The following is a 12748-nucleotide window of genomic DNA, read 5'->3' on the forward strand; positions in this document are numbered from 1 at the left end:
TTTTGAATATTTGCAGTCCATCACGCGCTATAGTTTCAAGGAAATGGGTATACAAAATTAATCGCTAAGAAGACTTACCAAAGAGGTGGAGCCATGTTCATTCCGAGTCTGCTCGTCATCATTGGCTTTATGATTGTGCACATCTTTACGAACGCCATCAAGCGCTTGGAGAAGCGGATGACGAACCGGCTCGTGTCGCTCGTTTCGGGCGGCTCCATCGCTTACGTATTGCTGCATCTGGTGCCGGAACTGACACATTATCAGGACGTTGCGCAGAAAGCTCTTTTATTTCCTTGGCTTGAAAAAGTGGATTATGTCACGTATATGTCGGCGCTGCTCGGCGTGGCGGTTTTTTATGGCATCAACCAATTGAGCGAGAAATCCGAACGGGAAAACCGGCGAAAAGAGAATTTGACACGGCCATCCGTCCCGGTCTTTGTTCTGGAAATTAGTGCTTTTGCGCTCTATAACGGCTTGATCGGCTATTTGCTTCAGGAGCTGAGCGGCGACAATATTGCTGCTTATATCGTTTATTTTGTCGTCTTTTCGTTCCACTTTATCGCCAATAACCGCATCCTCCATTTGACGCATGAAGACCTCTATACGCGGGTCGGAAGATGGGTGTTGGCTTTTTCCGTTTTGACTGGATGGATTCTTTACGAAGTGACGCATGCCAGTGATTTGACCTTGGCGTTCATGTCGTCGTTTCTAACAGGCGGAGTGGTCCTGAATATTTTGAACGACGAACTGCCGGAAGAACGGGAAAGCAGTTTTCCGGCTTTTCTTTTTGGCATGGTCTTGATCGCGGTTTTGCTTCAAATTATCATTGTGTGAAAGATTTTCACGAGAATTGAGGCAATGCCATCCTTATCATTCTCCTTACAAAACAACAGAAAGAAGCAGTTCAAATAAAATTGAACTGCTTCTTTTTAATTTGTTAATTACTCATATGCAGCCGTTAAACACATTCTCTTTGCGAATATTCCTGTCTTCCTCTTGTTGGATGGCTAAGGAGACGGAGAAAATGGATACTTTTGGCTGGCACTTAGGTCAAAATGATAGATTTTATCATAAAAAATAAAAATATAAAAAATATTCTATTAATTCGAAAATGATTATGCTAACATGGTAAAAAGTTTACTTAAACTATAATTTTTACCGTCACACTGTATTTAGAGAAAGGAAAGGTACACATTATGGATGGAATTTATCAGAAAATCAAAAACTTACGCATCGAGCAAGGATTCACATTGAAAGATCTGAGCGAGAAAACAGAGCTGTCTGTCAGTTTTTTGTCTCAGATTGAAAGAGGATCATCGTCTCTTGCCATTACATCATTGAAGAAAATCGCCGATGCGTTTGCAGTACCGATCACTTATTTTTTCGATACCGACACCAACCACAATTACATGCTGTCGTCGAAAGAGCGCAAACCGTTCCAATTGGAGGGGGCACCAACCACTTATACGCGTTTGAACGGTGAATTTGGCGGGCGTACGCTGGAGCCGCTAATGGTGACATTGGCTCCTAAGCAGGAGCAGACTCAGCTTTCCAATCATCCAGGCGAAGAGTTTTATTATGTGCTGAAAGGTGCAGCGCTCTTTAAAGTGGACGGCAAAGAATATTTCGTCAGAGAAGGCGATTCCATTCATTATCCATCAGATGTGCCACACGCCTGGGAAAATCCATTGAATGAAGAAACTGTTATTTTATGTATTTTGACACCAGTGATATTTTAATCCAATAGAAAGAGGGCTGATTGTTGATGAGAGTTGCGACAGATATCGGGGGAACGTTTACAGATTTGGTATATGTGGATGCGAACGGCAAAGTGGGCGTGGCGAAAAGCCATACGACCCCACCCAATTTTGAACAGGGAGTCGTCGATGTAATCGGGAAGAGCGGCATTGACCAACAGGCAATTGAGACTTTTATTCATGGTACGACCGTTATTATCAATGCGTTGACCGAGCGAAAGGGTGTTAAGACAGGGCTGATTACGACTAAAGGGTTCCGGGATGTGCTGGAAATTGCACGGGGAAACCGACCGGATCTCTTCAATGTCCGCTATAAGAAACCGACCCCTTTTGTGGAGCGTTATTTGCGCCAGGAAGTGGAAGAGCGCCTGAACCAGAAAGGGGAAGTCGTCACGCCGCTCAATAAAGATCAAGTTAAAGATCTGATCATCTATTTTAAGAAAGAAGGTGTTGAAGCGATTGCGGTTTCTTATCTGCACGCCTTTAAAAACCCGAAACACGAACAACAAACGGTCGAACTTATCCAGGAATTATGGCCAGAGGTGTCGATTACAGCATCGCATGAAGTGACGAAGGAGTGGCGGGAATACGAGCGCACGAACACTGCCGTCCTGAATTCCTATGTAAAACCAATCGCTTCAAAATACATCAATCAGTTGAATACGAAACTTACAGAAAATGAAGCGGACAGCTTTAATTACATCATGCAATCGAACGGTGGGACAACGACATTTGAACAAGCGAAAAAGACACCGATCAATATGGTTGAATCGGGACCGGTTGCGGGCATTTACGGTGCGGCTTATCTTGGAGAAATCATCGGCGAGAAAAATGTCATCGCTTTTGACATCGGTGGCACAACAGCGAAATGCTCATTGATTGCGAATGGTGAAGTAAAAGTGACAACGGATTATTACATCGAGAAAGACGCATTAAATGCCGGCTATCCGATTAAATCGCCGGTTGTTGACATCGTAGAAATCGGCAACGGAGGAGGATCAATCGCCTGGATCGATGAAGGCGGTTCATTGAAAGTAGGACCGCATTCCGCGGGAGCGGTTCCGGGACCGGTTGCATACGGACAAGGCGGTACTGAGCCGACGACAACCGATGCCAATTTGATGACAGGCCGCTTGTCTCCGGAAAACTTTGACTACCAGGTCAATTTGGATTCCGTGAAAGAGGCCATCGATGCCAAAGTTGGGAAAGTTTACAGTTTGACGGCGGAAGAAGCGGCGCTTGGCATCATCCGCATTGCCAACGCCAATATGCTGAACGCTTTAAAGCTCATTTCAGTACGAAAAGGCTACGACCCGCGAGACTTCACATTGGTCGCTTTCGGCGGCGGTGGTTCCATGCACGCACCGGCTTTAGCAAAAGAACTGGGTGTCAGAAAAGTCGTAGTGCCGGTAGCATCATCCGTATTTTCTGCCTGGGGCATGCTGATGACCGACTTGCGCCACGATTATATCCAAACTTATATCAACCGGTTCCAAGATATCGATTTGGAAGAATTGAATAGCGAATGGAACAAATTAGAATCGCTGGCAAGCCAGCAATACACTGAAGAACACGTCAAAGAAGAAGACATCGTTTTCAACCGTTTTGTCGACATGCGCTATTCTGGCCAGGAACATACAGTGAAAGTGCCGCTAGCTAACGGCAATATTACGGAAGAAACAGTAGAGCAGACAATCCGGCTGTTCCATGAAATGCATGAACAAAGCTTTACTTTCAAATTGGAAGAAGCGCAGACAGAGATCGTCAATCTGCATTTGACGGCTTTCGGCACTGTGCAAAAACCGAAGCTGCACAAGCTCGAAAAAGGCAGCACAGATATCTCGTCAGCGTTAAAAGAAACCCGAAACGTCTTCTATGAAAACGATGGCTGGGTGGCGACAAAAGTTTACCACCGTGATTTGCTGACTCCTGGAATGTCAATCCAAGGACCGGCAATTGTGGAAGAGCCGACTGCCACGACGGTCTTTTATTCCGGCCAAACTTTGTCGGTGGATGTCTATGGAAACCTGATTATCGAGACGGAGGTGCAATAACATGACAGTGACAAATCCAGCAAATAATTCAGTGAAAGTCGATCCATTCACAATAGAAATTGTCAAAGATTCCTTGATTGCAATTGGTGAAGAGATGTTCCAAGCGCTTGCACGGACGTCGATGAGCCCAATCATTTATGAAGTACTTGATTATGCGAGCGGATTGACGGATGCCAAAGGGCAGCTCCTGACGCAAGGAAACGGCGTAACTGGTTTTATCGGGATGCTGACGTTCATGGTCAAAGAGACGTTGAACAAATTTGGAGAAGACGGGCTGAAAGAAGGCGACATCATTATCATCAATGATTCTTATGTCGGTGGCGGTTCGCATTTATCCGATGTCGGCTTGGTGATGCCTATCTTCCACGAAGGGAAAATCATTGCATTTTCAGCCAACAAAGCGCACTGGACTGATGTCGGCGGAAAAGACCCGGGATCATTCAGCAATGATGCGACAGAAATCTATCAGGAAGGCCTTCAATTTCCTTGTGTAAAACTTTTCGATGAAGGCAAATTGAACCAAGCAGTTCTCGATATCATCAAAGTCAATATCCGTTTCCCTGACTTGTCAATCGGTGACTTATGGGCACAAGTGGCGGCGCTTCGCACCGGTGAAAAGCGCGTCAAGGAATTATGTATAAAGAACAGTGCAGATGTCGTGCAGGCATCCATCGATCATCATCTTGACCACGGCGAGCAATTGGCACGCAAGGAATTGGCCAAACTGCCAAAAGGTGAGTTCTATGCGAATGACTTTGTCGATGACGACGGTTTCGGCAATGGACCGTTCCCAATCAAAGTGAAAGTGACGATTACCGATGACAAATTCATTTGTGACTTCCGCGGCAGCCATCCGCAAGTGCCAGGTCCAGTCAACTGCACATATACAGGATTGGTATCAGCGGTCCGCACAATTTTCTTGGCAGCGACCAACCCATCACAAGATGTCAACGACGGCGTGTTCCGTCCACTCGAAATCATTACTGACCGGAAATCGATTCTTGCAGCTGAACGGCCTGCACCGGTTTCAATCTATTGGGAAAGCATGCAGGGCGGGGCTGACTTGGTATGGCAGGCGCTGGCTCCATCTTTGCCGGAACGTTTGTCTGCCGGCCAGTTATTATCGGTGTGCGCCGTGACGTTGTCCGGACAGCATCATGTAACTGAAGAACCGTTCTTGATCGTTGAACCTTCTGCTGGCGGCTGGGGTGCTGCCCGAGGCCAGGACGGAGCACGTGGCCAGTTTTGCATTGGAGACGGGGAAACGTATAACGTCCCGGTGGAAGTGGCGGAAACGCGCTATGGCGTCATGATTGACGAATACAGCCTGCGGACGGACGGGGCAGGGGCCGGTGAGTTCATCGGTGGAGCCGGAGTTACACGCACTTACCGGGCGATGACCGATAAGCAATTCGTATCAGCGACTTTCGGGCGCAATAAATACTTGCCATGGGGCTTGAACGGCGGTTCGGAAGGGTCGCCGAATGAATTCACCATCGAAAAAACAAATGGTGAAACAGACGGTCCATTCGGAATCTACCCGCGCTACCCGCTTGATAAAAACGATGTGGTCCGGTTGATGACAGCGACAGGCGGAGGTTATGGCGATCCTTTGAAGCGTCCAGCCCAACAAGTGGCAATGGATGTGAAAAACGAATACATCACTTTGCAACAAGCAAAAGAAGTGTTCGGGGTTGTAGTAAACAAAGAAACCTTCGAAGTGGACAGTCTGACAGGAAGAGGGGAAGAATAATGGATATTTTGAACATCAAAGACTTGGAGCAAGAAGGCAACGGTTCGTATTCCATGCATACCATTTTCAAGGAGCAGCAAGCGGATTCAGCGGTGAAAGTCGGACATGTCACTATCTATCCGGGCGAAACCGTTCCATTGACCGGCGTATCGAAGCACGAAGCAAACGAATACTCAGTCATCGTCAAAGGCTCGCTAGTCACAGAAATCGACGGCAAGCAATACCGGGTATCCGCCGGCCAGGCGACTTTCATCCCGAAAGGGGAAGAGCATATCGCCGTTAATGACGGTGAAGAAGCCTGCGAACTTGTCTTTGTAATGGTCGGCTAAATTGCCAGATGAAACAATCGAAAGAAACTAAAAGGGGGCATGAAAATGGAAGGGAAAGCGAAATCACATGCAGTAGGCAAAGATGAGGCATTGTCAGCAATTCCAATGAATAAGCGGCAGCACTGGCTGACGCCAGCAATGATTTTTGGAGGATTGGAATTTACGATTCCCGTCTTGATGGTTGGAGCGACACTCGCCGGGGCGTTTGGCATGTCCCAGATATTCTGGATTTTACTGGTTTCGTTGTTCGTCATCCAATGGATCGGCAATGCTGTGGCAGGATATATCGGAGCCAAAACGGGGCGATCTTCTTCTGTAATTGCCCGCTCAAGCTTTGGTGCTGCGCAAGCCAGGTTTATTGTCGGGATGACCATTTTCATTGTCTCTCTTGGCTGGTGGGCATTGCAGACAGCAGTCGCAGGGAATGCGATTTCGGCGATGTTAGGTATTGACTATGAAAATCAATTCATCCCATGGGCAATTGTCACCATCATCGTCGGGTTGCTGTTTGCGATTCCGTCAATCATCGGTTACGGTTCCATGAAATGGACGGATTATATTGCGGTGCCGGCTGGGCTTCTTCTGATTGCAGGAGGTATCTTCTATGCACTTCAAAATACCGGAATCGACACGATCATGGCGTGGCGCCCAGAGCCTTCGATGACGTTCCTGGCAGCATTGAGCTTGGTCATCGGGATCAACGTATCCCAATGGGTGATTGCATCTGACTACACACGTTACGCCAAACCGAAAGTGAAAGACAATGTGCTGATCCCGCTTGGCATCGTAGCGGTCGGATTCCCGTTGTTCTATGTAGGGGCGATTATGTCAGTCGGTGTCGGCGACGCCGATATCGTCAATGTTATGATGAACCTTGGCTTTCCGGTATGGGGCTTCCTGATCCTTTGGTTCGCCACTTGGACAAGCCAGCTCGTTAATAATTACAGCATGGGCCTTGCGATGGCCAATATCTTCAATGTCAACTCCAATAAAGGTCGGGCAATCCTGACATTTATCGGGACCATCATTGCTATCATCATCGCGCTTGCCGGAATCCTGGACTACTTCATGGACTTCCTATATATGACGGCGTTAATCTATCCAGCCATCGCCGGCATCATGATGGCAGATTTCTTCTTTATCCGCAAACAGCAATGGGTAGATAACAAAGGCTGGAACTGGATGGCGACAATCGCCATGGTGGTCGGAGTCCTGGTCGGCTACTTTACACAATACGTCAATACATTCGGTTTGCCGGCTGTACAATCGTTGATTGCTGCAGGCATTGTCTACTTTGTAGCCATGAAAGTGAAAGCCGCGGTGAAACCGGATCACTTCACGGTACCTGCAGAAAAAGCAAAAGAGCAGGGAGTAAATAAAAAGACGGAATTAGTATAAAAAGCAAAAATCCCTTTCTGACAGTTCAATGTCGAAAAGGGATTTTTTTGCTCTCACTTGTTTAGGGAAGTATTATTTACCCATTCAATTAAAAAGGCATTCTATTAACGCAAAGCCCGCAGCGCCAAATGTTCATCTTCCTTTGTTACATAGAAATCATATTTCGCGTTGTTGATTTCGGCATTCTGAACAAACGGCATGGCACTTTGACCGCCGCCGCCGAAAACCGACCCCATATTCATATTCGACTTCCGCACGACGTCGTAGGAAATACCGTGCGCGCTCAATTTACTGGCAGCGCTGTAATACCGTTCGTTGCCAAATGCGGTATGGACCAGGCATTTCTTTTTCATGAACAAAAAGCGAAACAATCCCATCCCGACCAAGCCCCTTTCTGAAAAACTACCTTCGCCGGAGTTCCTCCGCAATCTCTTTTAACAGTGCATTCCGCTCTTTTGCCAAGCTGAACGCTTTCGCTATCAGATAAATCACTACAGCGAATAATACGAAATAAAACACCATCATAAACATCGGCCACAACATCAAGTTTTCCAGATTACTCACCGTCCTTATCTGTATTACGCAGCAAGTTTCCAAATGTTTCAAAATTCTTGAAGGCAATAGAACCCAGCTATGCTAAACTGAAAAAAATTATATTTTGCATGGGGGAAAGGCAGGAGGGATGGCTTTGGTGAAGAAGAACGGCTATGTGCTGCGCGGAGAACGCACGCGGGAGAAAATTCTGAATGCGGCCAAAAAGGTTTTCAGCGAAAAAGGCTACAAAGAAGCGACGGTGGCTTTGATTGCGGAGCGTGCAGGAGTCGGTTACGGCACAGTCTATGCACATTTCGGAAGCGGCAAAGACGAAGTGCTGCTCGATATTATGGAAGATATCATGGGCGAGTTTTACCTAGTGGCGTCTGTCGCGTATACGCCGAATTCAAAAGAAGAGGCATATCACTTCACATCGGGCAACATCACGCAGTTTCTTGAACTTGCACAGGTCCACCGGGAATGGCTCGCGCTTTTCTATGAGGCATTCGGGCAGTCGGAACGGATTCTCGCCAAGTGGGAGGAAATCTCCGACCGCTTTATCGACCGCATTTCGGAAAACGTGGAAATCGTCAAAGCGAAAGGGCTGAGCCGCAACCCGGATTACGATGCGCGCATTGTCGCAGGGACGCTGTATTACCCGGGCGAGAAATTTCTGTGGAAAATCGCGCTTGGCAAAACCACAGCACACCCCAAAGAAATTGCCCGCAACATCGCCGAAGTTTATACGAATGGTTTATTTAAATGAAAAGCTTGCTGTTGGACGAAGAGAGCGGTTTCGTTGAAACAAATTTAAATGGGGAGGCAAGGCGTATGGAGTTGAGCAAACAATATGCAGCGGAACTGGAAAAGCGGGTGGGAGGGCAACAGCGCCATGGCAGCTGGTATTTTACGTTGGAGCAAATCAAGCAGCTGCCCGGCATCATCAAAAGTTTTGACCAGATCGACGATTTAGCAATCAGCCCTTACCATATTACCGAAAATTCGATTATGGAGGCTTACTGGTGCATCCTTTCCATCAAAGTGGTGGATGAGGTTCAGGATAAATTTGATGTGCTGTTGAGCGAAACGGGCAAAAGAAGCCTGAAAGGTTTGGAACACCATTACATTGAACAATGGGATTATACGTATTATGAAATCCTGAAAGGCGATGTAAAAGGGTTTATTGACAGCGTCAGCCGGTATATCCGTTATATGGAAAAGCGGGAACCGTTGCTGCGGGAAGAATACGATGAACCGAATCAGTTGGACCAGGGCTTTTATTACGAAATTTGGTAGGTCGTGCCGTTCGAAGGGGTTAAAAAATAAAAGTGGCGGAGTTCTTCTATAGTAAGGAACCACTCTTCCTCAAGTTGACACCATGTCAATATCTTCATACAATAAATTAACAGAAAATAAAATAAAATCTGAATTTATTCAAGGGAGGGCATTTCATGTGGCTTGAACAGGAGCAGCTGGAAGTGGAAACGGTCAATTATGTGGATGAAAATGGCAACGCGCTGAAAGAAAATATCTCGGTGAGCGAAGAAGAACTGGCGGAGATGTACAACTGGATGGTCAAGGCGAGGGTGTTTGACATGCGGGCGATGAAGCTGCAGCGCCAGGGAAGAATCGGTACATATGCGCCGCTCCAGGGACAGGAAGCGGCACAGATCGGCAGTGCCTACGCCATGCGGGAGAGCGATTGGGTCTATCCGAGCTACCGGGAAATCGGCGTATCGCTGCAAAAAGGCTTGCCGATGGAGCGGCTGTTCCTGTACACGATGGGGCATCTGGAAGGATTGAAGCAGCAGCAAGCGAACGTCTTTCCGGTGCAGATCATCATCGGCGCACAATGCCTGCATGCGGTGGGCGGTGCCTGGGCGAGCCAGTACCAGGAAGAGGACAGCGTCAGCGTCACTTATATCGGCGACGGCGGAACCTCGGAAGGCGATTTCCACGAAGCGCTGAATTTCGCCGGCGTCTATAAATTGCCGATTGTCTTTGTTGTGCAGAACAACCAATGGGCGATCAGCGTGCCGATCGACAAGCAGATGGCCAGCAAGACGATTGCGCAAAAAGCGCTCGCTTACGGCATCGCAGGTGTCCAGGTCGACGGCAATGACGCCGTCGCGATGTATGAAACGATGAAAGAGGCCATCGAAAAAGCGAAGACAGGAACACCGGTGCTGTTGGAAGCCGTGACGTTCCGGCAAGGGCCGCATACGACGGCGGACGATCCGACGAAATACCGCCTGCCGGAAGAAGAAATGCGCTGGGGCGCAAAAGACCCGCTGGTGCGCTTGAAAAAGTACATGACGGGGCTAGGCATCTGGGACGGCGAACGGGACCGGGAGCTTTTTGAACGTGCCGAAAACGAAGTGACCGCCGCATTCAGTGTGGCCGAATCCACGGAACGCAGCGGCTTGAACGATGTGTTCGAAAACATTTATGCAGAGAAAACGCCGCAACTGGCCGAACAGCAGCGGCAGGCCAAAGGGGTGGTCCGACAATGACCTTGATGACGATTGTCCAAGCGATCAACCACGCCCTCGAGAGCGAAATGGAAAAAGACGGGCGCATCATTCTGCTCGGCGAAGACATCGGCAAAAACGGCGGTGTGTTCCGGGCGACGGATCAATTATACGAAAAGTTCGGCGCGAAACGCGTCGTTGATACACCGATTGCGGAATCGGCGATCATCGGTGCTGCGGTCGGCATGGCGGCGCGCGGCTTGCGGCCGGTCGCGGAAATCCAGTTCATGGGCTTTATCTACGAAGCGATGGACCAGCTGGCTTCGCAAGCCGCCCGGCTCCGCTTCCGTTCAGGCGGCTCTCGTACTGCACCGATGGTCGTACGCGCTCCGTACGGCGGCGGCATCCGTGCACCGGAACTGCATTCCGACTCCCTGGAAAGCGCCTTTGCGCATTCGCCGGGACTGAAAGTGGTCATGCCAAGCACGCCGTATGATGCGAAAGGTCTGCTGCTGGCGGCAATCCGGGATCCGGATCCGGTGCTGTTTCTTGAGCCGATGAAATTGTACCGGGCTTTCCAGGAAGAAGTACCGGAAGAGGATTACGAAATTGAAATCGGCAAAGCGAATATTATCCGGGAAGGCGAAGACGTCACCTTGATCACATGGGGGCCGCCTGTCCATACGGCAAAAGCGGTCGCCGAGCGCTGGGCGAATGAAAAAGGCGTATCGATTGAACTAATCGATCTCCGGACGGTGGCACCGCTTGATATGGAGACCATCGTCGCGTCTGTCCAAAAAACAGAGCGCGTCATCATTGTCCACGAAGCGGTAAAAACCGGCGGCCTCGGGGCGGAGGTGGCTGCGCTCATCAGTGAAAAGGCTTTATACAGCTTGTCGGCGCCGATTCTGCGGGTCACCGGATTTGATACACCGTATCCGACTGCGATGGTGGAAGCCGAGTGGCTGCCGAATGAAAAGCGGATCGACGAAGCGCTCGAAGCCGTATTGGAAGATTAAAGGAACAGGAAAGGAGGACTCGCATGTCGAACTATCATTTTGCGCTTCCGGATATCGGGGAAGGGCTGCACGAAGCGGAAATTGTCACGTGGCTCGTAAAGCCGGGTGACCGGGTGGAAGAAAACGACAATATCGTCGAAGTCCAGACCGATAAAGCGGTCGTGGAAATTTCGGCTCCGGTGACCGGCGAAATCGAAACGCTCGGCGGAGAAGAAGGGGCGACTGTAAAAGTCGGCGACACGCTTGTTGTGTTTTCCGGCGTCCGAAGCGAACGGGCGCACGGGAAAACGGCGGAAGCGGTCGAATTGCTGACGCCGCCTGAAACGCTCCCTGAAAAAGAGCCGAAAATTGCGCAACGCGTATTGGCTGCGCCTTCTGTCAGAAAAGCGGCGCGTGTGGCAGGCGTCGATTTGGCTCATGTAGTGCCGACCGGCAAAGGCGGAAAAATCCTGGCGGCCGATTTGCAGCGGCATATTGAAACGAATGGACAAGCGGCGGAACCGCCGCAGCCGGTCCAGCAGGAAACCGTTCCGCCAGCCACAAGCCAAGCGTGGACCGAGAAAATCACCGGTACGAGAAAAGCGATATTCGAGAAAATGACGGCGGCCAAGCAGCACGCCGTCATGTGCAGCGCGATGGACGAAATCAATGTAACGAAACTCGTGGATTTGAGAAAAACGCTCCTGCCGCACGCCGAAGAACAGCAAACGAAACTCACGTATTTGCCGTTCATCATCAAAGCGGCGGCGCATGTCTTAAAGCGTAACCCGCTGTTCAATGCGTCGGTCGACGAAGCTAATATGGAAATCCGCTACCACGAAGAAATCCATATCGGCGTAGCGACAGCGACCGACAACGGCCTGCTTGTTCCGGTAATCAAACACGCCGACCAGAAATCCGTGTTGGAACTGGCGAGAGAGCTCGAGGAACTGTCGCAAAAAGCGCGCGGCCGCAAACTGAAGCCCCATGAGCTGACCGGCAGCACATTCACGGTTTCAAGCACCGGCGGCGGAGGCGGCTTTTACGCAACGCCGATTCTCAACCACCCGGAAGTGGCGATCATGGGCATCCACAAAATTTCGAAGCAAGCAATCGTCGTGGACGACGAAATCCAAATCGGGCATATGATGGGCATGTCGCTGACGTTCGACCACCGTATCATCGACGGCGAACCGTCGGGCCGCTTCATGAACGGCGTGAAAAAGCTGTTGGAAACGCCGGAGCTGCTGATTTTGGAAGGGAAGTAAAAGAATTTATTGTGCATTCTTTAGGTTTCGACAGCTATTATTACCGGCGGCTATGAACCTTGAATATGTCTTAAGTGTTAACAGAAAGCCTTTTCAAGCACAAATTCGCTGCTTGGGAGGGCTTTTTTACTCCTTTAGGACACATCCCTAAATCGCATTAATCGACACTGTGCCATAAAAAAGTGA

General features: G+C 49.3%; 12 protein-coding genes. 11 read left to right on the top strand and 1 reads right to left on the bottom strand.

Annotated features, from left to right (window positions below; translation table 11 throughout):
* Positions 1–93: 93 nt before the first annotated feature.
* The 6 genes from HU147_RS09960 to HU147_RS09985 all read left to right on the top strand — a co-directional run bounded on the left by HU147_RS09960 (position 94) and on the right by HU147_RS09985 (position 7291).
* The gene (locus tag HU147_RS09960; RefSeq protein ID WP_224076084.1) at positions 94–834 is read left to right on the top strand and encodes a hypothetical protein; all 741 of its coding nucleotides are present in this window, start codon (positions 94–96) and stop codon (positions 832–834) included.
* A 362-nt stretch (positions 835–1196) separates the two neighbouring features.
* A complete protein-coding gene (locus tag HU147_RS09965; RefSeq protein WP_224076085.1) occupies positions 1197–1739 on the top strand; it encodes a helix-turn-helix domain-containing protein in 543 nt (180 codons plus the stop codon).
* Positions 1740–1765: 26 nt separating this feature from the next.
* On the top strand, positions 1766–3811 hold the full coding sequence (locus HU147_RS09970; protein WP_224076086.1) for a hydantoinase/oxoprolinase family protein: 2046 nt from the start codon (positions 1766–1768) through the stop codon (positions 3809–3811).
* Between the two features lies 1 nt (position 3812).
* Positions 3813–5564 carry a hydantoinase B/oxoprolinase family protein gene (locus HU147_RS09975; protein WP_224076087.1) on the top strand — a complete coding sequence of 584 codons (1752 nt, stop codon included), beginning with the start codon at positions 3813–3815 and terminating at the stop codon, positions 5562–5564.
* Positions 5564–5893 carry a cupin domain-containing protein gene (locus HU147_RS09980; protein ID WP_224076088.1) on the top strand — a complete coding sequence of 110 codons (330 nt, stop codon included), beginning with the start codon at positions 5564–5566 and terminating at the stop codon, positions 5891–5893. The genes HU147_RS09975 and HU147_RS09980 overlap by 1 nt, the downstream gene beginning before the upstream one ends.
* A 39-nt stretch (positions 5894–5932) precedes the next feature.
* On the top strand, positions 5933–7291 hold the full coding sequence (locus tag HU147_RS09985; RefSeq protein ID WP_224076089.1) for a purine-cytosine permease family protein: 1359 nt from the start codon (positions 5933–5935) through the stop codon (positions 7289–7291).
* Positions 7292–7395: 104 nt separating this feature from the next.
* On the opposite strand, the gene HU147_RS09990 is transcribed toward HU147_RS09985, so the two are convergent.
* On the bottom strand, positions 7396–7668 hold the full coding sequence (locus tag HU147_RS09990; RefSeq protein WP_224076090.1) for a hypothetical protein: 273 nt from the start codon (positions 7666–7668) through the stop codon (positions 7396–7398).
* A 314-nt stretch (positions 7669–7982) separates the two neighbouring features.
* Between HU147_RS09990 and HU147_RS09995 the strand changes: the two genes are divergently transcribed.
* The 5 genes from HU147_RS09995 to HU147_RS10015 all read left to right on the top strand — a co-directional run bounded on the left by HU147_RS09995 (position 7983) and on the right by HU147_RS10015 (position 12562).
* Complete coding sequence (locus tag HU147_RS09995) at positions 7983–8591, top strand: TetR/AcrR family transcriptional regulator (RefSeq protein WP_224076243.1); 609 nt, start codon at positions 7983–7985, stop codon at positions 8589–8591.
* Between the two features lie 65 nt (positions 8592–8656).
* Positions 8657–9121 carry a hypothetical protein gene (locus HU147_RS10000; protein ID WP_053166117.1) on the top strand — a complete coding sequence of 155 codons (465 nt, stop codon included), beginning with the start codon at positions 8657–8659 and terminating at the stop codon, positions 9119–9121.
* A gap of 155 nt (positions 9122–9276) precedes the next feature.
* Positions 9277–10338 (top strand): pyruvate dehydrogenase (acetyl-transferring) E1 component subunit alpha, encoded by a 1062-nt coding sequence (pdhA, locus tag HU147_RS10005; protein WP_224076091.1) that lies wholly within the window; start codon positions 9277–9279, stop codon positions 10336–10338.
* On the top strand, positions 10335–11315 hold the full coding sequence (locus tag HU147_RS10010) for an alpha-ketoacid dehydrogenase subunit beta (RefSeq protein ID WP_224076092.1): 981 nt from the start codon (positions 10335–10337) through the stop codon (positions 11313–11315). Before pdhA ends, HU147_RS10010 begins: the two co-directional genes overlap by 4 nt.
* 23 nt (positions 11316–11338) lie before the next feature.
* The gene (locus tag HU147_RS10015; protein ID WP_224076093.1) at positions 11339–12562 is read left to right on the top strand and encodes a dihydrolipoamide acetyltransferase family protein; all 1224 of its coding nucleotides are present in this window, start codon (positions 11339–11341) and stop codon (positions 12560–12562) included.
* Positions 12563–12748 lie beyond the last annotated feature (186 nt).

It is taken from the genome of Planococcus chinensis (assembly GCF_020071995.1).
Taxonomy (GTDB): Bacteria; Bacillota; Bacilli; order Bacillales_A; family Planococcaceae; genus Planococcus; species Planococcus chinensis_A.